This window comes from Chelatococcus sp. KU-N122 (assembly GCF_055391085.1).
In genome coordinates this window covers 661,538-683,521 of sequence record NZ_AP043981.1, presented here as the reverse complement: position 1 = coordinate 683,521, position 21,984 = coordinate 661,538, and the positions used below count along the sequence as shown (strand labels likewise).

19 protein-coding genes are annotated in these 21,984 nt (G+C 69.0%); 12 read left to right on the top strand and 7 right to left on the bottom strand.

Going from position 1 to position 21,984, the window contains the following annotated elements:
- Window position 1 precedes the first annotated feature (1 nt).
- Genes ACZ5PO_RS03100 through ACZ5PO_RS03090 form a run of 3 tightly spaced genes read left to right on the top strand, consistent with a single transcriptional unit; the run spans window position 2 to window position 2,345 of the window.
- Window positions 2-835, top strand: a complete 834-nt coding sequence (locus ACZ5PO_RS03100) for an ABC transporter ATP-binding protein (RefSeq protein WP_464190149.1) — start codon at window positions 2-4, stop codon at window positions 833-835.
- Window positions 832-2,091 carry an SfnB family sulfur acquisition oxidoreductase gene (locus ACZ5PO_RS03095; protein ID WP_464190147.1) on the top strand — a complete coding sequence of 420 codons (1,260 nt, stop codon included), beginning with the start codon at window positions 832-834 and terminating at the stop codon, window positions 2,089-2,091. The genes ACZ5PO_RS03100 and ACZ5PO_RS03095 overlap by 4 nt, the downstream gene beginning before the upstream one ends.
- 41 nt (window positions 2,092-2,132) lie before the next feature.
- Window positions 2,133-2,345, top strand: a complete 213-nt coding sequence (locus ACZ5PO_RS03090) for a dodecin (protein WP_464190145.1) — start codon at window positions 2,133-2,135, stop codon at window positions 2,343-2,345.
- A 125-nt stretch (window positions 2,346-2,470) separates the two neighbouring features.
- Here ACZ5PO_RS03090 and ACZ5PO_RS03085 read toward each other — a convergent pair whose 3' ends face one another.
- The 7 genes from ACZ5PO_RS03085 to ACZ5PO_RS03055 form a co-directional block, all read right to left on the bottom strand.
- Window positions 2,471-3,685 (bottom strand): acyl-CoA dehydrogenase family protein, encoded by a 1,215-nt coding sequence (locus tag ACZ5PO_RS03085; RefSeq protein ID WP_464190143.1) that lies wholly within the window; start codon window positions 3,683-3,685, stop codon window positions 2,471-2,473.
- The gene (locus ACZ5PO_RS03080) at window positions 3,682-5,088 is read right to left on the bottom strand and encodes an LLM class flavin-dependent oxidoreductase (RefSeq protein ID WP_464190141.1); all 1,407 of its coding nucleotides are present in this window, start codon (window positions 5,086-5,088) and stop codon (window positions 3,682-3,684) included. Before ACZ5PO_RS03080 ends, ACZ5PO_RS03085 begins: the two co-directional genes overlap by 4 nt.
- A complete protein-coding gene (locus tag ACZ5PO_RS03075) occupies window positions 5,085-6,317 on the bottom strand; it encodes an ABC transporter substrate-binding protein (protein WP_464190139.1) in 1,233 nt (410 codons plus the stop codon). Before ACZ5PO_RS03075 ends, ACZ5PO_RS03080 begins: the two co-directional genes overlap by 4 nt.
- A gap of 57 nt (window positions 6,318-6,374) precedes the next feature.
- Complete coding sequence (locus ACZ5PO_RS03070; RefSeq protein ID WP_464190137.1) at window positions 6,375-7,079, bottom strand: ABC transporter ATP-binding protein; 705 nt, start codon at window positions 7,077-7,079, stop codon at window positions 6,375-6,377.
- Window positions 7,076-9,808 carry an ABC transporter permease subunit gene (locus tag ACZ5PO_RS03065; RefSeq protein ID WP_464190135.1) on the bottom strand — a complete coding sequence of 911 codons (2,733 nt, stop codon included), beginning with the start codon at window positions 9,806-9,808 and terminating at the stop codon, window positions 7,076-7,078. Before ACZ5PO_RS03065 ends, ACZ5PO_RS03070 begins: the two co-directional genes overlap by 4 nt.
- Before the next feature lie 435 nt (window positions 9,809-10,243).
- Window positions 10,244-11,035, bottom strand: a complete 792-nt coding sequence (locus ACZ5PO_RS03060) for an SDR family NAD(P)-dependent oxidoreductase (RefSeq protein ID WP_464190133.1) — start codon at window positions 11,033-11,035, stop codon at window positions 10,244-10,246.
- 17 nt (window positions 11,036-11,052) lie between these two features.
- A complete protein-coding gene (locus ACZ5PO_RS03055; protein WP_464190131.1) occupies window positions 11,053-12,168 on the bottom strand; it encodes a PAS domain S-box protein in 1,116 nt (371 codons plus the stop codon).
- A gap of 177 nt (window positions 12,169-12,345) precedes the next feature.
- Here ACZ5PO_RS03055 and clpS point away from each other — a divergent pair, with 177 nt between their 5' ends.
- From clpS to ACZ5PO_RS03010, 9 genes are all read left to right on the top strand, one after another.
- Window positions 12,346-12,651 (top strand): ATP-dependent Clp protease adapter ClpS, encoded by a 306-nt coding sequence (gene clpS, locus ACZ5PO_RS03050; RefSeq protein ID WP_464190129.1) that lies wholly within the window; start codon window positions 12,346-12,348, stop codon window positions 12,649-12,651.
- Between the two features lie 1,939 nt (window positions 12,652-14,590).
- Entirely contained in the window at window positions 14,591-15,406 is an 816-nt protein-coding gene (locus tag ACZ5PO_RS03045) for an ABC transporter ATP-binding protein (RefSeq protein ID WP_464190127.1), read from the top strand.
- Window positions 15,403-16,119 carry an ABC transporter ATP-binding protein gene (locus ACZ5PO_RS03040; protein WP_464190125.1) on the top strand — a complete coding sequence of 239 codons (717 nt, stop codon included), beginning with the start codon at window positions 15,403-15,405 and terminating at the stop codon, window positions 16,117-16,119. The genes ACZ5PO_RS03045 and ACZ5PO_RS03040 overlap by 4 nt, the downstream gene beginning before the upstream one ends.
- Window positions 16,120-16,129: 10 nt before the next feature.
- The gene (locus tag ACZ5PO_RS03035) at window positions 16,130-17,002 is read left to right on the top strand and encodes a branched-chain amino acid ABC transporter permease (RefSeq protein ID WP_464190123.1); all 873 of its coding nucleotides are present in this window, start codon (window positions 16,130-16,132) and stop codon (window positions 17,000-17,002) included.
- A gap of 20 nt (window positions 17,003-17,022) precedes the next feature.
- Window positions 17,023-17,967, top strand: coding sequence for a branched-chain amino acid ABC transporter permease (locus ACZ5PO_RS03030; RefSeq protein WP_464190121.1), 945 nt, complete (start codon window positions 17,023-17,025; stop codon window positions 17,965-17,967).
- A 25-nt stretch (window positions 17,968-17,992) separates the two neighbouring features.
- A complete protein-coding gene (locus ACZ5PO_RS03025) occupies window positions 17,993-19,237 on the top strand; it encodes an ABC transporter substrate-binding protein (RefSeq protein ID WP_464190119.1) in 1,245 nt (414 codons plus the stop codon).
- Window positions 19,238-19,293: 56 nt separating this feature from the next.
- Window positions 19,294-19,464: a DUF559 domain-containing protein gene (locus tag ACZ5PO_RS03020; RefSeq protein ID WP_464190117.1), complete on the top strand. Its 171-nt coding sequence runs from the start codon at window positions 19,294-19,296 to the stop codon at window positions 19,462-19,464.
- A gap of 159 nt (window positions 19,465-19,623) precedes the next feature.
- Complete coding sequence (locus ACZ5PO_RS03015; RefSeq protein ID WP_464190115.1) at window positions 19,624-21,180, top strand: AMP-binding protein; 1,557 nt, start codon at window positions 19,624-19,626, stop codon at window positions 21,178-21,180.
- Window positions 21,181-21,359: 179 nt separating this feature from the next.
- A complete protein-coding gene (locus tag ACZ5PO_RS03010; protein ID WP_464190113.1) occupies window positions 21,360-21,941 on the top strand; it encodes a LysE family translocator in 582 nt (193 codons plus the stop codon).
- Window positions 21,942-21,984: the final 43 nt, after the last annotated feature.

The following is a 21,984-nucleotide window of genomic DNA, read 5'->3' as shown; positions in this document are numbered from 1 at the left end:
CATGCAGCAGCGGCAAGAACGTCTGAAAGAACTTCTGACGGTCGACGGCATCGCCGCCGTCTACAACCATTCGATCGTCGCGCTCCACGGCGTGTCGCTGGCCGTGGCGACGGGCGAGATCGTGGCGCTGCTCGGCGCGAACGGGGCCGGCAAGTCGACTACGCTCAAGGCGATCTCCAATCTGCTGCCGGCCGAGCGCGGACGGCTGACGGCCGGCGCCATCCGCTTCGACGGCCGGGACGTTTTGCGCGCCAGGCCGGCGCAACTCGTCCGCGCGGGGCTGGTGCAGGTGCTCGAGGGGCGCCATTGCTTCCGCACGCTCACGGTGGAGGAGAACCTGCTCAGCGGCGGGCTGGGCCGCAGCTCGACCCGCACCGAGCTGGCGCAGGACCTCGAGCGCGCCTACGCCATCTTTCCCCGCCTCAGGGACAAGCGCAGAACCGTCTCGGGCCTCACCTCCGGCGGCGAGCAACAGATGACGGCGATCGCACGGGCGCTGATGTCCCGTCCGCGGCTGCTGGTGCTCGACGAGCCGTCCATGGGGCTGGCGCCGCTCGTGGTCCAGGACATCTTCGAGCGGCTGGCCGGTCTCAACCGGAACGAGGGGCTGTCGCTCCTGGTCGCCGAACAGAACTCCACGGTTGCCCTGCGCTATGCGCACCGCGCGGTCGTGCTCGAAGCCGGCGCCTCGGTGCTGGACGGCACGGCCGCCGATCTGCGCCGGCGCGACGACATCAAGGCCTTCTACCTCGGCCGAGCGCCCGTGCTCGCCGGCACCGCCAAGCCTGCCGTTCCCCCCTTCCGGACCGTGGCCGAACCCAGGAGCATCCCATGACCATTCAGCTCAAGCCCGCCGTCGTGGATCCGCTTCAGTCCGCTCAGGCGGTCCCCGCTGTGCCGCGCCCGGCCGAGCCGGCCCACATCGTGACCGACGATGCGGAAGCGATCGCCATCGCCAAGGCGCTCGCCGTGCAGTTTGCGGAAGGCGCCTCCGAGCGTGACCTGAGGCGCACCTGGCCGGTCGCGGAGCTCGACGCCTATTCGCAAAGCGGCCTCTGGTCGCTCAACGTGCCCAAGGCCTACGGCGGGCCCGACCTGTCCTACGTGACCATCGACAAGGTCATCCAGATCATCTCCGCCGCCGATCCCTCGATCGGTCAGATCACGCAGAACCATATCGGCGTGGTGGCGGCGATCCGGACGGTGTCGGACGAAGCCCAGAAGGCGCTGCTGTTCGCCGAGGTGCTGAAAGGCATCCGGTTCGGCAACGCCTTCTCCGAATTCGGCTCCAAGCGCGCCGCCGACTTCGAGACGACCTTCACGGACGCCGGTGACCACGTGGTGGTCACCGGCCGGAAGTTCTATTCATCCGGTGCGCTGCTGGCCCATCTCGTTCCGATCGTCGCGCTCGATGACCAGGGACGCGCCTGGTACGCCATTGCCGAGCGCGATGCGCCCGGTCTCACCGTCATCGACGACTGGTCGAGCTTCGGCCAGAAGACCACGCTCAGCGGCACGGTGATCCTGGACGGCGTCAAGGTGCCGAAGACCCACCTCGTGCCCGGCTACAAGGGGTACGAGGCGCCGACGGCCGACGGGGCGATCTTCCAGATCATCCAGGCGGCCGTGGACACCGGCATCGCCGACGCGGCGATCCAGGACACCATCGCCTTCGTCCGTTCGGGTTCGCGCGCCTGGGTCGACAGCGGCCTCGAGCACGCCTGGCAGGACCCCTATACCATACAGGCCGTCGGCGACCTCACGCTCCGCCTCCATGCCGCGGAAGCCCTGCTCGACAAGGCCGGGCTGGCCGTCGACGAGGCCGTGACGACCGTCACCCCCGAGACCGTTGCCAAGGCGCAGATCGCGGTTGCGGAGGCCAAGGTGCTCTCGACCGAGGTCGCAATCCTGGCCACCAACAAGCTGTTCGAATTGGCCGGCACGCGCGCGACGCTCGGCGTCCACAACCTCGATCGCCACTGGCGCAATGCCCGCACGCATACGCTGCACGACCCGGTGCGCTGGAAGTACGCGATCCTCGGCAACTACGCGCTGAACGGCGTCAATCCGCCGTTGCATGCCTGGAGTTGAATACGGCGCAGCGGACGAGAGCTCTCGACGGAGGACAAGCCATGTCGGATCACACCTATAGCGTCACCGAGATCGTGGGCTCATCGCCCACCAGCATCGACGAGGCCATCCGCAATGCGGTCGCCGACGCATCCAAGACGCTGCGGCACATCGGCTGGTTCGAGGTTACGGAAACCCGCGGGCACGTGGACGACGGCAAGGTGGCGCATTTTCAGGTCACGCTGAAATTGGGCTTCAGGCTGGACGACCGCTGAAGGCGGACGGCCTGGACCGCCGCTGCGCCTTGCGCGGCCTGGGCTCGGTGACGTGACGGCGGCGGCTTGCCGCGCCGTCCCAGCATCCATCCGAGGGCTGTCCTTCGCGGTCGGCTACATCAGGCTCAGCCGACGCCGGCCAGCCAGCTCTTCGGCGGCTCGGTGCCGTTGACGACGTAATCCCCGACGATCCGCTCCTTGTAGACGAGCGGATTGTGCGAGGCGATCGTGCGCGCATTGCGCCAGAAGCGGTCCAGCCCGCGGTCGCGGTCCAGCGCCGACGCGCCGAGCGCGTTGAAGACGAGGCTGGTGGCGCTCAGCACGCTCTCGGACACCACGATCTGCGCCTGATAAACCTCCGTGTCGAGGCGGGCGACGTCGGGCGGCGTGCCCGCCGACCCGGCTTCGTCGGTGGCGCGGCGGAGCGCCTCGGCGACCGAGAGGGTCAGCGCATTGGCGGCGTAGACCTGCGCGTGCACGCGTCCGAGCAGCTGGAGCACGAGCGGGTCTTCCCGCGCGGTCGGTGCGGAGCCGTGCGAGTAGGTGCGCTTGCGCCCGGCGACATAGCGCGAGGCCTCCGTCGCGAGCGCCCGGCCGATGCCGGACAGGGTCGCGAGATGGACGATCTGGTAGAACGCCGTGAGGAACGGCGGGTGCTCGGTCATCGTGCGAATGTCGTCCGCCCGAATCTCGATATTGTCGAGGATCGCCGTGCCGCTCGCGGTCAAGGCCTGCCCGAAGCCGTTCCAGTCGTCGACGATCGACAGGCCTGCCGCATCGCGGGGGATCGAAACGCGAACCGTCTCGGTCTCGCCGCGCGTGGCGCCGATCTGGATCCAGTCGGCGAACAGGGCGCCGGTGGTGTAGTACTTTCGTCCGTTCAGGCGCCACGTCTCCCCGTCCGGGGCAACGGTCGTCGAAAAGCCTCGCCAGCTCGCGTCCCCCGGCTCCGTCCAGCCGATCGAGAGGATGGCGCCGTCGCCGACGCGGCGCAGCCAGGTCCGCGACCAATCGCTCTCGGGGCCGAAGACGAGGCCTTCGACGGAGCCGAAATGCGCCCGCAGGATCTGAGCGAGGTTCGAGTCGGCCTCGGCGAGCTCGATCAGCAGGGCAAACAGATCCGGCAGCGTCGCGCCGAGGCCGCCGAGCTCGCGGGGCACCCTCACCGCACCGAAGCCCGCCTCCCGCAGTTGACGGACCGCCTCGCGCGGCAGCTCGCGCCGCCTGTCGCGCTCCGCCGCCCCCTGCCGGATCGCATCGAACACGGGCCGAAAACGGCCCGCCAGCTCCTCGTAGGCCGCTCCTCCGTGGTGCGGCCAGGCTGTCTTCGTCGATGTCATCGTGCTTCACTCACGTGGGCTGGCGCGACGGTGCGCGGGCTCCAGGACCGCAGGCGCCGCGCGGGATGCGTATCCGGCAGGTGCGGGCTCCGGCGGAACAGCTTTTCACGCAGCGTGCCGGGCGCGTAGGCGCGCTGCATGAGGCCGCGCGCCTGGAGCACCGGCACCACGTGGTCGACGAATTCCGACCACCAGCCGAGCGTCGTCACCGGCACGACGTTGAAGCCGGCCACGCCGGCGGCGGCCCAGCGCTCCACCTCGTCGGCGATCTGCTCGGGCGTGCCGGCGAACTGCGCCGATATGGTCTTGCGCAGGACGTCGGCGAAGGTCAGGGCGTCGGACGGCGCCGCATCGATGAAGGCGCGGACCGTGCCCTGCGTGCCGTTCTGCCGCCGCAGCTCGGTCAGCGGCGTCGCCGGATCGATCTTGGAGAGGTCGACCCCGATGCCGCCGCTCCAGAATGCCTGCAGCGCCTCGATGCTGAACCAGTCCTGGATCTCCTTGCGCCGCGCCACAGCCTCGGCCTCGGTGCTGCCGATCACCGGCGACAGCATGACGATGGCGTGGATGTCGTCCGGGTGGCGGCCTTGGGCCACGGCGCGGGCGCGGATGTCGGCGATGTCCCTGGCTGCGGTCTCGGGCGTCCGCGCCGGCAGGAAGGTGACTTCCGCGTGCCGCGCGGCGAAGCTGCGGCCCGCCTCCGAGGAGCCGGCCTGGAACAGGACCGGCGTGCGCTGGGGAGAGGTCTGCACCAGGTGCGGGCCTTCGACCCGGTAGCGCTCGCCGACATGGTCGATCGTGTGCAGCTTGGCCGGATCGACGAAGACGCCGCTCGATGGATCGGCGACGAGCGCACCATCCTCCCAGCTCGCCTCCCACAGCTTGTAGACGACGTCCGCGTATTCCTCGGCCCAGACGTAGCGGTCGTCGTGGTCCGGCAGGCGCTCCAGGCCGTAGTTGCGCGCGGTATTGTCGAGGTACGACGTGACGATGTTCCAGGCCACGCGCCCCTCGCTCAGGTGGTCGAGGGTCGACAGCTTGCGGGCGAACGAGAACGGGTGCTCCTGGATGACCGAGCTGGTGACCGCGAAGCCGATGTTCTCCGTCGCCGCGGCGAGGGCCGAGACCAGGCTCGCGGGGTCGTGGGAGGGAAACTGCATGCCGGTGCGGACGGCCTGGTCGCGGTTGCCCTGCGAGACCTGGTAGATGCCGGCGACGTCAGCGAGGAAGACGACGTCGAAGCAGCCGCGCTCCGCCGTCTGCGCCAGCTCGATCCAAGGCTGCAGCTTGTAGAAGTCGATCTGGTGCCGGCCGTCGGGATGACGCCAGAAGCCGTGGCTGTGATGGTTGGGGGTGACGTGCGTGAAGGCGTTGTAGATCAACGGCCGGGCGGCGGTGCTCATCGGCCGCCTCCCGCCGCGGCGATCTGCTCGGACGTCCAGGGCGCGATCTCCGTCTTCTCCCAGGCGCTGAACGGCGTCGGGTCGTCGACGACCTCGCGCCCATTGGCGACGTGGCCGGCGAAGGCCCAGATGTTGGCCTGCCGGGGCATGCCGTCGACCGGCGCATCCCGGGTAAAATCGATCGGATGCAGCACGTCGGTGTCGAAGTTGCTCAGCTGGGCGACGTAGGCGTGGAAGCTGTCGACGGTCACCTCCGGCAGCTTGCGGGCGATCTCGGCGAAGGTCCACACGGCGAGCCAATCGGTCGTGGTGCTGCCGTCGGTCGGCCCTTTCACCTTGCCGTCGGGATCGTACTTGGCGAGCTGGCGCTCGTACTCGGCCCAGGTCGGAAAGCGGGCCGCATCTTCGCCCTTCTCGAGCGCGATGGAATTTGGGAACGGCGCCTTGCTGAGGGCGGCGAGCGTGGCGTTCTCGATCACGTTGTTGCTGCTGACGAACGGGATGGTCAGCCCCTGCTGCGCCGCCGCCTCGACCAGCAGCGTCTGCTGCTCCGGCGGGTAGAGCATGCCGCCCCAGACATCCGGCGCGATCTCCTTGATGCGCGCGATATAGGGGGCGAAGTCCGTGGTGCTCGGCGGGATCTCGACGATCGAGACGTCGGTCACGCCCGCCTGCGCATAGCCGAATTTCGCGGTCGTCTGGTAGGTGATGTTGCCGCGCATGGAGACGTACACGGCGCGCTTGGCGTTGAAGCGCTTGGCCCCGAGATAGGTGCCCTGAGCTGCGCCGGCCGAGTTCAGCGCCGTGATGAACGAGCGGGGATTGCGGACGTCGGCCGGGTTGCTGCCCATGGGAAACCAGGCGGCCATGTTCTTCGCGGCGAGGATCTTGTCGACGCCGTTGCCGCTGTTGCCGCCGATCAGGGTGATCGCCCCCGCATCGGCCAGGCGCCGGGCGCAGGCGAGGCTCGCGGCGGCCTGGCCCTTGGTGTCGCACACGTCGACGACCAGCTTGCGGCCGTTGATGCCGCCCGCATCGTTCACCGCCTGGGCCGCGATCCTGGCCACGCGTCCCGGATCGGTGACGGCGAAGGGCGAGCTCGTCTCGGCGATGATCATCCCGACCAGGATGGGCGGCTTGTCGTCCGTCGCCGCGCGCGCGGCCGGCACTCCGGCCAGGACGAGAAGGGCGGCTGCGGAATGCAGGAGCTGGCGTCGGCGCTTCATCATGGATGATCCAAGAGCGGTGGTTTCAGAGCGGTTGTCGGGGGCGGGCGGCACAGATCGTCAGACGTCCGGCGGATGGCCGAGGTAGATGGCTTCCACCTCGCCGGCCCGCTGCTGCAGCTCGTCGCGGCGCAGATGAAGCCGCACGATGCCGTCGCCGATGATGGCGGCGTGCGTGGCGATGCGTTCGGCGACATGGATATGCTGCTCCACCGCCACCACCGCGAGCCCCTCCGCCTTGGCCTGCCGGGTGACGGCATCGACCAGCCGGGTCGCCATGGACGGGCTGAGGCCGAAGGTGAGCTCGTCGAGCAGCACCACCTTGGGCCGGCGCAGCAGCGCCCGGGCGACGGCGACCATCTGCTGCTCGCCGCCGCTGAGCTGGCCGGCGCGCACGCCCATGCGCTTGTGCAGCTCCGGGAAGATGGCCAGGAGCGCGTCGTCGGAGACCTTCGCCAGGCGCAGGTTCTCGGCGACGGTGAGCGATGCGAACAGCGTCCGCCCCTTGATGACGAGGCCGATCGCCTCGCGCGCCCGCTGGTGCGGCGGTCCGGTGAGCGGGCGGCCGTTCAGCAGGATGTCGCCCTGGGCACCCGGTACGAAGCCGGCGATCGACAGCAGCGTGGTCGACTTGCCCGCTCCGTTGCGGCCGAGCAGGGCCAGCACCTCGCCGGAGCCGACGCTCAGGTTGACGTCGTGGAGCACCTGGCGCCGGCCATAGCCGGCGCGCAGGTTGCGGATCTGGAGAACCGGCGTCGCGCTCACGCCACCGTCTCCAGCCCACGCGCGTGGGCAGCGGGGGTCTCGTCGAGCAGCTCGCCCAGATAGGCGCGCCGGACGTCGGCACGGCGCAGGACCTCCGCCGGGGCGCCCCGGGCGATGATGCGGCCAGCGTCCATCACCAGCACCTGGTCGCAGACCTCGCGCACGACGTCGATATTGTGCTCGACCAGGAGGATGGCGATGCCGAGGTCGCGCGCCGCGGCGCGGATGGTGGCGATGATATGAGTGCGTGCGTCGGGGCTGAGGGCGGCGGCGGGCTCGTCGAGGCAGAGCACGGTCGGGCGTGCGGCGAGGGCGCGGGCCAAGGTGACGCGCGCATGCCAGCCGAGCGACAGCGCTTCGGCCAGCGTGTCGAGGTAGGGGGTGGCGCCGGCAAGCTGTGCGGCGGCCCGGATGGTCGGCGCATCGCCGCGGCTGCCGTCGACGAAGGGGCCGGTGAGATAGGCGGCGGCATCATCCCGATCGGCCGCCGCGAGCAGGTTTTCGCGCACGGTCAGATCCTCGAACAGGAGATGGTCCTGGAAGGTGCGCACCAAGCCCCGTCGTGCGCGCAGGTGGGGCTCGAGCCGCGCGACGTCGTCGCCCAGGATCAGCACGCGGCCACTGTCGGCCGCAACGAAGCCGGTCAGAGCATCGATCAGGCTGCTCTTGCCGGCGCCGTTCGGCCCGAGCACGCCGAGCACGGCGCCGGCGTGGAGCTCGAACGAGACGCCGCTCACCACCACCGTCTCGCCGTAGCGTACGGCGAGATCTTCGACGGCGAGCGCGACCGTCCCGGGTGGGCTTGAGCGCGCGGGACGCAGCGCAGCTTCGATCTCGGCTTGGCTGAGCGACCGTTGGCCGCCGTCCGCCGCGGTCGACGAACGGGCGTCCGCCTTGCGGCCCTTCAGCCGCGCCAGTCCGCGCAGCACCTGGGCGACCACGCCGTCAGGCTCGCTGATGAGAACGAACACGAGATTGAGCGCCAGCAGCAGCGCCAGCCAATCGTTGAAGGTCGGCCCGAACGACAGAATCTGGGGAATGATGCCGCCCGGGGAGAACACGCCGGCCAGCAGGCCGCCGATCACGTAGCCGGCGCCGCCCAGCACCGTCATGCTCAGGACGGCCAGGGAATCCGCGTACATGAACCCTTCGCCGAAGCGCTGGCCGCCCACCGTGCCGGCTTGCAGCGCCAGCAGCGCGCCCGCCAGGCCGCAGAGCGAGGCCGAGAGGGCGAAGGCCGCGACCTTGGCCTGCGGCACGGCAATGCCGCAGGCCGCCGCGGCGCGCTCGTTGGAGCGCATGGCCAGAAGCCGACGGCCCGCCCGGCTGCGGCGGAGGCTGGCGGTGGCGAGCCCCGCCAGAATCGCCACCGCCCAGCACAGCAAGGCAAAGCGTTGCGGGTGGAGCGCGTTGTCCAGGGAGACGCCGAAGAGCGACGCCTCGGCGAGCTTCCAGCCCTGGACGCCATTGAGGAACCGCTCGGTCGTGTAGATCCAGGTCTCGATGATCGCCGCGATCGCCAGGGTGGCGACTGTGAGCCCGACACCCCGCAGGCGGGCGGCGGGAAGCCCGACCAGCAGGCCGAAAGCTCCGGCCGCCAGCAGGCTGATGCCCAGTGTCGCGAGGAGGGGCGCCCCGTGCTGGCTGACCCAGCCCGCCAGCAGCATCGACACCGCCGTCAAGCCGAGCGGCAGCAGGCTGACCTGCCCGGCGTAGCCCGCCGAGATCACGGCGGACAGGCCGATCAAGCCGAAGATCGCGGTGAAGGCGAGGATGTCGGACCAGTAGTCGGGCAGCGCATAGGCAGCGAGCACGATCGCGATGCTGGCGACGATCAGCCCGAGCTTGTTGACGTCACCCGAGCCGACGCGGAACAGTCGCGGCGCGTCGACGGTGCCGCGGCCGGGCAGCTTGCGGCCGGCGACGACGAGCGCGAGCACGGTGACGATATAGGGGATCGACTTGCCGAGGCCGGCCTCGACGCCGAAGCCGACGGCGAGCGATTCAGCCGCTCCGGCCGCGAGCGCGACGGCGAGCGCCACCCAGAAATGCCGGAACGAGGCGATCAGCGCCGCGCCCAGCGCCGGGATGACGAGCGAGGTGAGCGATATGGGGCTGAGCGCGGTGACGGGCGAGAGCAGAATGCCCGCCAGGGCCGCGAGCAGGCCGCTGATCGCCCACGCGGCGGCGCCCCAGGGGTGGGGCGAATAGCCCAGCGCCTGGGCACCCATCGGGCTGTCCTGCAGCGCCGTGGTGACGTGCCCGAAGCGCGTGCGCGAGAACAGCAGGGTCAGCAGCGTGGTGAGGACGACGGCGGTGAGAAGGAGGACGAGCGTCAGGGCCTGGATCCTGACGTCGAGCACGGAGACGCTGCCCGACACGAGAAAGGCACCGACGCGCTCCTGCTGGTTCGTCCAGGCGATGCGCACGACGGCCTCGAGCATCAGGAGAAGCCCGAGCGTCACCAGCGTCTTCGTCGTCGTCGACGCGCCGACGAGGCGCCGCCCGACAAAGCCGTAGAAGGCGACGCTCACGCCGATGCCGACGACGAGGCCGGCCGCGATCGCCGGCCAGAGCGGGACGCCCGCATGGGCGTGCAGCTTCCAGAACGCGTAGGTCGACGCCATGCCGATGGCGCCCTGCGCAAAATTGACGATGCCGGTGCCGCGATGGACCGCCACGAGCCCGAGCGCTACAAGTGCGTAGGCGCTCCCCGTCGTGAGGCCCAACAGGCAATACTCTATAATACTTAGCATTCGCTCGAATTCGATCGACGTCTGATCGTGTTATACAGCTACGATCGACGCAAGAGCACTAGATGATGTTTGCTTTTTTGGGCCTGAATGGAGGCTGCGCAGGCCGGCCGTGCCGTGGTGTTGGGAGAATTTTCTATGCCGGGCGCCCCTCCGCCTGCCGGTCGGCGAGGCGCAGGGCCGTCAAGCGCGCAGCGGGAGGTCGCGGTTGTTCCGATCGCATTCGGCCGCGATCACGCCGGAGCGCCCCTCTCCATAGGATGGGCACGCGATGACCGCGTGCGGGAGCGGCGCCGACGGCCGCATCGAGGCCGGAGCTGCGAACCGTCGGTGCACAGGTGTTCGTTTCGGGTCGTACTGCTCGAGCGTGAGTGTTCCCCGAGACGGGGCATCCGCCCCGGGGATCATGCCCTAAAGCGACTCGAGGACGCCGCCATCGACGCGCAGCGCAGCACCCGTCGTCGCGGCTGCGAGCGGGGAGGCGATGTAGACCACCATGTTGGCGACCTCCTCGACGCTGGCGGCCCGGCGGATGATGGAGCTCGATCGGTGCGCCTGCACGAAGTCGGCCGCGACCTCCTCGATCGGCTTGCCGGATTGCGCCTGCGCATCCTTCAACATGGTGCGCAGGCCATCCGACAGCGTCGGGCCCGGCAGCACCGAGTTCACGGTGACGCCGGTGCCCGCCATCCGCTTCGCCAGCCCGCGGGCGACTGCGACGTCGGCGGTCTTGCTGACGCCGTAGTGGATCATCTCGACAGGGATGTTGAAGGCGGACTCCGAGCTCAGGAAGATCACCCGGCCCCAGCCTGCCCGTTCCATCGCCGGCAGATAGGCGCGGGAGAGGCGCACTCCGGCCATGACGTTGACGGCCCAATGGCGCTCCCACACCTCGTCCGAAGCGTCGAAGAAGTCGATGGGCTGGAAGATGCCGGCATTGTTCACCAGGATGTCGCAGGTGGGCTCGGCGGCGATCAGCGCGGCGCACCCCGCCGCCGTGGCGAGATCGGCGGTGACGCCGCGGACGGATGAGCCCGGATGCGCGGATTTGACCTGGGCGATGGCGGCGTCGAGCGCGGCCGTCTTGCGGCCGTTGAGCACCACGGCAGCGCCGGCGCCCGCCAGTCCGATCGCGATGGCAAGCCCGATGCCCTCGCTGGAGCCGGTGACGACGGCGGTGCGGCCGGACAGATCGATGTTCACGGATGCTCTCCTGGTCTTCAGTCCGCCGGTCGCAAGGCGCCGGCGGGAATGGACAAGCGGATCACCAGGCCGTCGCGCCGCCATTCCCTCAGGATGGTCGCACCGAGCGCCCCTTTGATCGACTGTTCGAGACGGCTGCCGAAGCCGACGCCATCGGGGGGCGTGACCGGCGGGCCGGCCATTTCCGTCCAGGTCAGGTGCAGGACCTCGCCGAGGAGCTCGGTCCTGACGGCGATGCGCCCGTCGGGGACGGATAGTGCGCCGTATTTGGCCGCATTGGTCACGAACTCGTGGAGCAGCAGCGCCAGGTTGACGAGGTTGCGTGCCCCGATCTCGACGTCGTCGCCGCTGATCGCCGCCCGGGCATTGTGGGCGTCGCGGTAGGGCGCCACGAGCCCGTCCAGCAGCTTGAACAACGTCGTGCTGGCCTCCAGCAGCGTGTGGTCCGGCTGCAGGCTGGGCAGCGTCATCTCGTGGGCGCGCGCCAGCGCAACGAGGCGCTCCTTCACCGCCCGGGCCAATGCCGCCGGCGAGTCGGCCGTGCGGGCGGCCAGCGTGACGATGCCGCCGGCGAGGGCGAAGACGTTCTTGATGCGGTGATGCATCTCCCGCAGCAGCAGCGCCTGGCGCTCGGCCGCCCGCTTGCGCTCGGTGATGTCGCGCGCCACCTTCGACGCGCCGACGATCCTCCCGTCGATGTTGCGCACGGGCGAGATGGTGAGGGAGATGTCGAGCAGCGCACCGTCCTTGCGCCGCCTGACCGTCTCGAAGTGATCGACGCGCTCGCCGGCATGGATGCGCGCCAGGATGGCCGGCTCCTCGTCGAGGTGGTCGTCGGGGATGAGGATGGTAACGGACTTGCCGATGACCTCCTCGCCCGTATAGCCGAAGAGCCGTTCGGCGCCCTTGTTCCAGCTGGTGATGATGCCCCTCAGGTCCTTGCTGAGGATCGCATCTTCCGACGATTCCACGATGGCTGCCAGCAGCGCCGCGGCATCGTGCGCCTCCCGTCGTGCGGCGGCGTCCGGTTGCGCCGTCAGCGGCGGCCGGGCGTCGACTCCCGACAGCCCCGCTTCCTCGGCTGCTGCGGGGCTCCTGGCGTCGCTCGGCTGGGAGTCCAGCTGGTCTGGCATCAACGCGTGCTCGGTTCTGGGGCTCGCCTCTCGTTCGGGTGCGAAGCGTACCGGACGGGCGCGGCTGCGCATAGGGCTCGCGGGGCCGGCGGCCGGCGCATGGACCCGATGCGGCAGGCGTGCGAAACTATGGGCACTCCGGATCAGGCGGTAGATGGCAATTGGACGAGGACTCCTATGGAGCGCATCGATACCAAGCGGCGGACCAAGCTGCTCCCGCGGACGGAGCGGCCGCGGCTGCACAAGGTCATCCTGGTCAACGACGATTTCACGCCGCGCGAATTCGTCGTCACCGTGCTCAAGGCCGAGTTTCGCATGAACGAGAGCGAAGCCCACAAGGTCATGCTCACGGCCCATCAGCGCGGGGTCTGCGTCGTCGCGGTGTTCGCCCGCGACGTGGCCGAGACCAAGGCGACGCGTGCCACCGATGCCGGGCGGAGCAAGGGCTATCCGCTGCTGTTCACCACGGAGCCGGAGGAGTAGGGCGCAGGTTCGTCGTTGGGTGCAAGCCGCCTCTTGCCGCCCGCCGGCGCGGGCGCGTGCGCAAGGCTCCGGCATCGAGCGCCATGGGGCGGCCGCGAGGCGTGCCGCTCTGCGAGCGCACGGGGCCGCCGGGACGACTTGGAGCAACCTTCCGACCGGCTCTGCGGAGGGGCGGGGCTTGGGAAGCGATCCCGTCAGGGGCCGGCTGCCCGCCTCTCGGCGCCGGCGCGCCTCGTCACGACGGTCAGGGTGCCGACGTCGGGTCGTTCGATGGCCGATCCTGGCGAGCGAAGGCGGCCGCTATTCCAGAGGCTGGTGAGGTCGGCGCGGCGGGGAGCGCCGAGGACGCGAGGCGTTGCAATGTGGCGCAGCCGCGAGCTCGCAGGACGAATGCTGCCGAGATGCTTCGACTGCAGGCGGGGGCGCGATCATGCCTCGGGAAAGGAACCACGCCCGCACGATGGGCCGAATGTCTTCCAAGCTCGCACTGGAATTCGGATTGGAGATGAACCGTTTGATCAGCTTGAGCTGATGCGGTGAAAGACCAAGATTCCGCATTTTACCTCCTAAAGGCGGAACATAGCCAGTTGTGTTCCGGTGATACCTTGGCGCCAGCCTCGCCCGGTTGGGGACGGAGGCAATATTTGGGTTCGAAGCGACAATCATTGCTGCTCAAGCGGGCGCCCGGATCGCCGGTCGGCGCTGCTCTTCGGGCGCGACATTTGGTCAAACAAAGCGGATCCGGTCTCGTCCCGGAGCGGTCGACCCAATAATGCTGGGATCAGGGATGCAACGAGATCGGGTGTCGCAGCGCGCATCTTGCCGCCCACGTTCTCGGGGGCAATCGCGAACTTGGACGTATCGAAGGATAAGTTACTCCAGAAGTTCGGTTTTGTCAACATATATTCGCAGATATATTCGAATTCGTCGATGAGCGTTGGCTGATTTTAAGTATATCTCAGCAGAATGACGATCCGCGAGCTAGCGGCGGCGGCGCGAAACGATATGTAGATCTGCTTGAAGTCCGACTATGCCCTAGCAAGTCGGACAGTGCTCGACGGCGTTGACTTGCTGTCAAGGAGCGAACCAGCCGCCCAGCGTTAGCGCGGTGTCAGGCGCTGGGTTTAGGGCCCGGAGCTTGGAGCCGGAAGGGTGCGGCCGAGGCAATCGAAAGGAATGAAATAGTGTTGCTGCGATGGAAGTATTCGCCGAGACGGCGGCGACGCGGATCCTGGTCGGCGGAGCGCGAACAGCGGGGAGGGGAGACGCGGCGATTGCCGGAGCGGGCTTCGCCTCGACGGGCGACGATCTGGAGAGGGCCGGGACGGCCGGCGCGCCCGGATCGGCGGCCGGCGCGCCGTGGTCCACTGGCCGAGAACTCTTCGCGACCGTGCGCTCCGGCCACATCGATGCATCCGTCGCCCGATCCCGGCAGACAATCGCAGACTGCCCGCTGGCTGAGCCTCGAGCCTGGATGCGCACACCCGCGAGGCTCGGCGCCTCCGATCTTGGTCCAGCCCGAGCGAGCTCTCCTGGGGCTGGCAGAAGACGAGGTCAGGCTCCAGCTCGTTGCGGAGCGAAGTCCGATCCTGCGCGGAGCGATGAGCGGCGCTTCTTGCGCCGGTCCCGTCGTTCGGTAAACGACGAGGCGTCCCTCTTCGCGCCATCGCCGGATGGCGTCGTCCGCGCGGGGTCGCCTGCCCGCCTCTCGGACGATTGACATAGACCGGCCAGCCGGTCTAATAATTCGTCAAGATCGGGTCTGCGAACGGGACAACGCAAGGCGTCGTCCGCGCCGCACGATCCGGCGGGAGGGGAGGACGGTTTCGTGCGAGCATCGCTGCAGGCGGCCGGTTTGGAGCAGTCGAGCATGCGGTCCGCGCGCGCCGCTCGATCATTGCCGACGAGCGATCCAGGCGAGCGGTCGGCGCCTCGATCCGTGACGACGGCCGACGGCGGCGCCGGCGCGCGTCCGGCAGGAGAGCTGGGCGCCGCGCTGCTGTCGTTCCGCGGCGTATCCGTCCGGTTCGGCGGCCTGGTCGCCCTCGACGATGTGAGCTTCGACGTCGAGCATCGGTCCATATGCGGGTTGATCGGGCCCAACGGCGCGGGCAAGACGACGCTCTTCAACTGTCTGAGCCGGCTCTATACGCCGACGGCCGGCACCATTACTATGGAAGGCACGTCGATCGACCGGCTGCCTCGCAGCGCCATGGCCGGCTTGGGGGTCGGCAGGACGTTTCAGAACCTGGCGCTGTTCCACAGCATGTCGGTGCGCCGCAACGTCCTGGTGGGCACGCACTGCCGCAGCCGCGGCGGCTTCCTGGCGGAGGCGCTGCAGCTGCCGTTCGTGCGGCGCGAGGAGCGCGTGCAAGGCGCCTATGCCGACGAGCTGATCGATCTGCTGGATCTGCGCTCGGTCGCGGATCTCCCGGTCGGCGTCCTGCCCTTCGCCACCAAGAAGCGCGTGGAGATGGCGCGCGCCCTCGCCGCAAGGCCGAAGATCCTGCTGCTCGACGAGCCGGCTGCCGGGCTCAACCATGAAGGGGTGGACCAGCTCCTCGGCACGATCCGGCTCGTGCGCGACCAGTTGGGCGTCGCCGTTCTTCTGGTCGAGCACCATCTCAACCTGGTCATGCGCGTGTCGGACAAGGTCGTCGTCCTGAACTTCGGCCGAAAGATCTGCGAAGGACCGCCTGCCTACGTTCAGCGCGACCCGGCGGTGATCAGCTCCTATCTCGGGAGCCCCGCGTGAACGAGCTGCTCTCCATCTCCGGCCTCGATGCCAGCTACGGCCAGATCCAGGTCCTGCGCAACCTGTCGATGCGGGTCAATCGCGGCGCGATCACCGTCCTGATCGGCGCCAACGGCGCCGGCAAGACCACGACCCTGCGCGCCATCTGCGGCCTGTGGGTGCGCGCGTCGGGCAGCATCCGCCTCGACGGCGCCCAACTGGTCGGGATGAAGACCGAAGACATCGCCCGCGCCGGCGCCGCCCATGTGCCGGACGGGCGCGGCACGTTCCTGAACTTCACGGTCGAAGAGAACCTGCGGGTCGCCGCCTCGACGCGTCGCGACAAGCGCGCCGTGGCCGCGGACCTCGAGCGCGTGCTGTCCTACTTTCCGCGCCTGCGGGAGCGCTATCAGCAGCAGGCCGGCACGCTGTCCGGCGGCGAGCAGCAGATGCTCGCCATCTCCCGCGCGCTGATGCTGCGGCCGAAGCTGCTGCTGCTGGACGAGCCGTCGTTCGGCCTCGCGCCGCTCGTCGTTCGCGACATTTTTGGGATCATCAGGGCCATCAACCGCGACGACAACGTCAGCATCCTGCTGGTGGAGCAGAACGTCGGGCTGGCGCTCGATGTCGCCGACGAAGCCTACCTGCTGGAGCAGGGCGCCATCGCTTTGGCAGGAAGCCCGGAGGCGTTCCGCGCCTCCGAAGTCATCCAGAACGTCTATCTCGCCTGTTGAGGGTGCGGGCATGAACAGCATCGTGCAGCAGATTGCCGACGGCGCCACGACCGGCCTGATCTACGGCAGCGTCGCCCTCGCCCTGGTGATGATCTACAAGGCGACGCACCAGATCAATTTCGCCCAGGGCGAAATGGCGGTCTTCTCCACTTACATCGCACTCACCCTCGTCGCGCTGGGCCTGCCGTATTGGGCGGCCTTCGTCCTGGCGCTGCTCGCGTCGTTCCTGGCCGGCATCGTCATCGAGTGGCTTCTCATCCGCCCCCTCGCCGGCGCGCCCGAGCTGAATGCGGTGATCGTCTTCATCGGGCTGTTCGCGATCATGAACAGCCTCACCGGCTGGATCTGGGGCTTCAACATCCGCACGTTTCCGTCGCCGTTCTCGGACGGCCATTGGTTCACCGGCGGCTACCTGTCCCAGCATCAGGTCGGCATGGCGGGCCTCATCCTGCTGGAGCTGGTGGCGGTGTTCCTCTTCTTCCGCTTCACCAATCTGGGGCTATGGATGCGCGCGGCGGCGGAGAATCCCAGCTCGAGCCGCCTGTCGGGCGTCAGGGTCGACCGCATGCTGGCGCTCGGCTGGGGGCTGGCGGCGGCGGTCGGCGCCGTCGCCGGCATCCTGACCGCGCCGATGGTGTTTCTCGATCCCAACATGATGAGCGGCGTCCTGATCTACGGTTTTGCCGGCGCCCTGCTGGGCGGCCTTGAGTCACCGGCCGGCGCCGTTGCCGGAGGCATCCTCGTCGGCATCATCGAGGCGGTGGCCGGCGCCTATCTCGTCGGCTCGGAGCTGAAGCTGACGCTCGCGCTCGTCGTCATCATCCTCGTGCTGCTGGTCAAGCCGTCCGGCTTGTTCGGTCGCACCTTCGCCAGCCGCGTCTGAGGCCGCCGATGACGCCCACCATGAAGATGACAGCCTTGATCGCGATGGCCGTCGGCGCGGCGGCGGCGCCATGGCTGCTCGGCGGCTTCCTGCTGTTCCAGGCCAGCACCATCCTCGCCTGTTCGATCGCCATCCTGAGCCTGGTCGTCCTGACCGGCATGACCGGGCAGATCTCGCTCGGCCACGGCGCCTTCTTCGCCATCGGCGCCTATGCCCTGGCCATCCTGGTGTCCCGATACGGGGTGCCGTACTGGGCCGCCGTGGCGCTGGCCGGCCTCGTCTGCCTCGTGCTGGGCTACCTCATCGGCATTCCCGCCGTGAAGCTGGAGGGGCTCTACCTGGCGCTCGCCACGTTCAGCCTGGCGATCGCGACGCCGCAGCTTCTCAAGTACAAGGGGCTGAGCGGCTGGACCGGCGGCTTTCAGGGGCTCATCCTCGATCCGCCGGAGCCGCCGCCGTTCCTGCATCTGTCCAACGACCAGTGGCTCTACATCGTCTGCCTGGTCAGCGTCTGCCTCTGTCTCTGGCTGGTCAGCAACATGCTGCGCGGGCGCACCGGGCGGGCGCTCGAGGCCATCCGCGAGCAGTCGACGGCGGCCGGCGCGCTGGGCATAGATGTCGCGCAGACCAAGGCCAAGATCTTCGGGGTCAGCGCGATGCTGGCGGGGTTCTCCGGCGCGCTCAGCGCCATGCTCACGCAATTCGTGTCGCCGGACGGCTTCAACTTCTTTCTCTCGATCTCGCTCATGGTCGGCGCCGTCGTCGGCGGGCTCACCACGATCTGGGGCGCCATCCTCGGCGCGGCGTTCATCGTGCTGGTGCCGAACGTCAGCGAGAGCCTGTCGAAGGCCGCTCCCTGGGCGATCTACGGCACACTGCTGATCGCCGTCGCCTTCCTGATGCCGACCGGCTTGGCCGGCCTGATCAAGGCGTTGGTCGCGACCAAGAGGACAAGCAACCAATAACAGTAAGCTGGAGGAGGACCATACGATGACTTGGGATACGCCATCCAGGCACGCCATCACGCGCCGTACCGCGCTGCTGGGAGCTGCCGCCGCCACGGCCGGCGCGGCGCTCGGCGGCCTTACCCGTGCAGCCCGGGCCGCGGACGCGCCCGGCGTCTCCAAGACCGAGATCAAGATCGGCCAGACGGCGCCCTACAGCGGCGGCGCCTCCAACATGAGCGTCATGTCGCGCGTGGAGGCGGCCTACTTCGCCAAGATCAACGACGAGGGTGGCATCAACGGGCGCAAGGTCAACCTCATCAGCCTCGACGACGGCTACTCGCCGCCGAAGACCGTGGAGCAGACCCGGCGCCTGGTCGAGCAGGACGGTGTGGCCTTCCTGTTCCATCCCATCGGCACCGGCGGGGCAACGGCGGTCGCCCGCTATCTCAACCAGCGCAAGGTTCCGCATCTTCTGATCGGCACGGGGTCGGCGCGCTTCCATGACCCGGCGGGCCTGCCCTGGAGCCTCGGCTACGATGCCTCCGGCGAGATCGAAGGACTGATCTTCGGCACGTTCATCCTGAAGCAGATGCCGGCGAGCAAGATTTCAGTCCTCTACCAGAACGACGATTTCGGCCAGGCCTACCTCAAGGGCCTGCAGACGGCGCTGGGCGGCAAGGCCAACATGATCGTCTCGACGGCGAGCTACGAGGTTACGGATTCGACCGTCGACTCGCAGCTGACGACGCTGCGGGACTCGGGAGCGGACGTCTTCATCAACGCCGCCATTCCGAAGTTCGCAGCCCAGGCCATCCGCAAAGTCTACGACATGGGCTGGAAGCCGGTGCAGATCCTGACGATGAAGGCGAACTTCATGAGCGTCACCATCGAGCCGGCCGGTGTCGACAAGGCGAAGGGGCTCTACTCCTGCCGCTACCGCATGGATCCGGCCGATGCGGCCTGGGACAACGACGCCGGCATGGTCGAGTGGAAGGCGTTCATGAAGAGATATCATCCGTCCGCGGATATCCGCGACGGGCAGAACATCGACGGCTACATCACCGCGCGCATCATGGTCGACATCCTGAAGCGCTGCGGTGACGATCTCAGCCGCGAGAACATCATGGCCAAGGCGACCAGCATCGACGGGCTGGCCGTGCCGACGCTGATCCCCGGCATCAAGATCAGCACCAGCAAGGGCGACTACAATCCGATCAAGCAGCTGCAGATGATCCAGTTCGACGGCGCGAACTGGAAGGCGGTGGGGGACGTGATCAGCCCGAGCTGAGCGGGGCACCCCTCTCGCCGCTTGCGGGGAGAGGTGCGCGGCGGGGCCATTGCGACATGCCGGCCTTCTCGCTGCGGCGGCGCAGCCGCCTAACGTCGCCGCGCGACGCATATCTCGCGTCGCGCGGCTACCGGGCGCTGCGCTTTTGGAACAATGAAGCCTCTGTGAACATCGACGGTGCTCTCGATACGATCTACCTCGCGCTGGCGGCTAAGAGGGGTAGCTGAGCTGCTTGGCGTCGCCCTTTTCGGGATCCCCCCTCACCCGGCCTGCGCTTCGTGCAAGCCGACCTCTCCCCGCAGGCGGGGCGAGGTGTGCGGCTGAGCCTGCGGCACTTCGCCGGTTCAGGCAGAGCGGCGGCCGCATCGACCAAGGAGACAAGTACAGTGCAGGTTACGCAGACGCTACGCCGATCCGCGCAGCTTTATCCGGACCGGCCGGCGACGATCTTTCGCGACCGGCGGCGCACCTGGCGCGAGGTTGCCGGCCGCGTCGCGCGCCTGGCCGGCGCGCTGCGCGCGCTCGGCGTCGAGCCGGGCGAGCACGTGGCCGTCCTGGCGTTCAACAACGACCGCTATGTCGAGCTCTGCTACGCCATCCCGTGGGCCGGTGGCGTCGTCGTTCCCATGAACATCCGCTGGGCCGAGGCCGAGCTGGCCGAGGCCCTGGCCGACATCCGGCCGCGGGTGGTGTTCCTCGGCGATGCCTTCCTCGAGCTGGCCGAGCCCTTGCGCCGCCGCGTCGGCTCCGTCGCCCAAGTCATCGCCATGGGCGAGACCGTCCCGAGCGATCTCGTGCACTACGAGGATCTCGTCGCCGCGCACGATCCCGCGCCCGACGCCGGCCGCAGCGGCACCGACCCGTTCACGCGCTTTTACACCGGCGGCACCACGGGCAAGCCGCGCGGCGTCACGCTGTCCCATCAGAACGTCATCGTCGCCTCGCTGAGCTATATCGCCGAGCTCAAGCTGACCCACGAGATGGTGCACATGCATGTGGGCGGGATGTTCCATCTCTCCGGCGCGGGCCACATGTGGTACACGACGATGGTGGGCGGCTGCCACGTGGTCCTGCCGAAGTTCGAGGTCGTGCCCGTCCTCCAGGCGATCCACGCGCATCGCGTCACCAATACCGTGCTGCTGCCGACCATGGTCAACATGCTGCTCGGCCACGCGCAGGCCGGCGACTACGATCTGACCAGCATGAAGCTGTGCATCTACGGCGGCTCGCCGATGCCGGAGGCCATGATCCGCGCCTTCATGGACCGGCTGCCGACGTGGTCGTTCACGCAGGTCTACGCGATGACCGAGACGTCCGGCCTGGCGACGTTCCTGCCCTGGCACCGGCATGTCGCTTCGCCGGCGGGACCCAGCAAGATCAATTCCGTCGGCCGGCCCGCCCTGGGCGTCGATATCAGGATCATCGACGCGGCCGGCGCCGAACGGCCGGCCGGGGAGATCGGCGAGATCGCGCTGCGCGGGCTGAACGTCATGCAGGGCTATGCGGGCGCCGAGGCTGGCGCCGCTCCCGCCTTCGCCGACGGCTACCTGCGCAGCGGCGACGTCGGCTGGATCGACGAGGACCATTTCCTCCATGTCGTCGACCGCGCCAAGGACATGATCATCTCGGGCGGCGAGAACGTGTACTCTGCCGAGGTCGAGAACGCCCTCTACAAGCTTCCGTCCATCCGCGAATGCGCCGTCATCGGCGTCCCCAGCGAGACCTGGGGAGAGGCCGTCCTCGCCATCGTCGTGCTGAAGGACGGCGCGCAGGCCACGGAGGCCGCCGTGATCGAGCATTGCCGCCGGCTGATCGGCAACTTCAAGTGCCCGAAGGAGGTGGAGTTCCGCACCGCGCCGCTGCCGCTCTCTCCCGCCGGGAAGATCAAGAAGGACATCCTGCGCGCGCCCTATTGGGCAGGCTGCGAACGCCGCATCGGCTGAGGCTCGGGCATTTCGATCCGGAGCGCTTGGCGGTCGACGGCCCTGGCCCCGTCCATTGCTTGCCGGTCAAGACCTGCTACCTGTGCCCCGGCCATTCCGCGCTGGTGGGCCGCGCCCGGGTCGAGCGGTCCCGGTGCGACGCCCCATCGCCGCATCCGACGACAGGTGCCCCAAGCGTCATGGAAGACCCCGTCCTCTTCGCGCTGGCCGTCCTGGCCGTCCTCGGCACGCCGGGCCCCACCAACACGTTGCTGGCGACTGCCGGAGCGACCGCCGGGTGGCGGCGCTCCCTCCCCCTCATTCCCGCGGAGGCGGCCGGCTACACGATGTCCATCCTGACGCTCGGGCTGGCGGTGGGGCCGGTGGTGGCCCAGGCGCCGCTGCTGGCCGGGGCGCTGCGCGCCGCCGTCGGCGTCTACCTGCTGCTCCTCGCCCTGCGCCTGTGGCGCCGCGGCGGAATGGCCCTGGCGGCCGGGGCCGTCGTCACGCCGGCGCAGGTGTTCCTGACCACCTTGCTCAACCCGAAGGCGATCGTCTTCGCCCTGGGCGTCATTCCCTTCGGCGCGGCGCGGGGCGTCTGGCCCTACATGCTCGGCTTCCTGCTGCTGCTGGTGTCGGTCGCTACCGCCTGGATCGCGGCGGGCGCGACGCTCGGCGCCGCCGCGGGCCGGCGCGGCTGGGGCGGGGTCGTGCCGCGCGTCGGGGCCGCTGCGGTCGGCGGCTTCGCCGTTCTGCTGCTCGTGACGCCGCTGCTGCGGTGATGGACGCCGTCCGCACGGGCTGTGCCCGGCGGACGAGGGAGCC

Coding starts and splice junctions, on each gene's coding strand:
- ACZ5PO_RS03095 (WP_464190147.1), top strand. CDS start 832: ATGACCATTCAGCTCAAGCCCGCCGTCGTGGATCCGCTTCAGTCCGCT.
- ACZ5PO_RS03090 (WP_464190145.1), top strand. CDS start 2,133: ATGTCGGATCACACCTATAGCGTCACCGAGATCGTGGGCTCATCGCCC.
- ACZ5PO_RS03080 (WP_464190141.1), bottom strand. CDS start 5,088: ATGAGCACCGCCGCCCGGCCGTTGATCTACAACGCCTTCACGCACGTC.
- ACZ5PO_RS03055 (WP_464190131.1), bottom strand. CDS start 12,168: ATGCCAGACCAGCTGGACTCCCAGCCGAGCGACGCCAGGAGCCCCGCA.
- clpS (WP_464190129.1), top strand. CDS start 12,346: ATGGAGCGCATCGATACCAAGCGGCGGACCAAGCTGCTCCCGCGGACG.
- ACZ5PO_RS03085 (WP_464190143.1), bottom strand. CDS start 3,685: ATGACATCGACGAAGACAGCCTGGCCGCACCACGGAGGAGCGGCCTAC.
- ACZ5PO_RS03025 (WP_464190119.1), top strand. CDS start 17,993: ATGACTTGGGATACGCCATCCAGGCACGCCATCACGCGCCGTACCGCG.
- ACZ5PO_RS03010 (WP_464190113.1), top strand. CDS start 21,360: ATGGAAGACCCCGTCCTCTTCGCGCTGGCCGTCCTGGCCGTCCTCGGC.
- ACZ5PO_RS03035 (WP_464190123.1), top strand. CDS start 16,130: ATGAACAGCATCGTGCAGCAGATTGCCGACGGCGCCACGACCGGCCTG.
- ACZ5PO_RS03030 (WP_464190121.1), top strand. CDS start 17,023: ATGAAGATGACAGCCTTGATCGCGATGGCCGTCGGCGCGGCGGCGGCG.
- ACZ5PO_RS03075 (WP_464190139.1), bottom strand. CDS start 6,317: ATGATGAAGCGCCGACGCCAGCTCCTGCATTCCGCAGCCGCCCTTCTC.
- ACZ5PO_RS03020 (WP_464190117.1), top strand. CDS start 19,294: ATGCCGGCCTTCTCGCTGCGGCGGCGCAGCCGCCTAACGTCGCCGCGC.
- ACZ5PO_RS03100 (WP_464190149.1), top strand. CDS start 2: ATGCAGCAGCGGCAAGAACGTCTGAAAGAACTTCTGACGGTCGACGGC.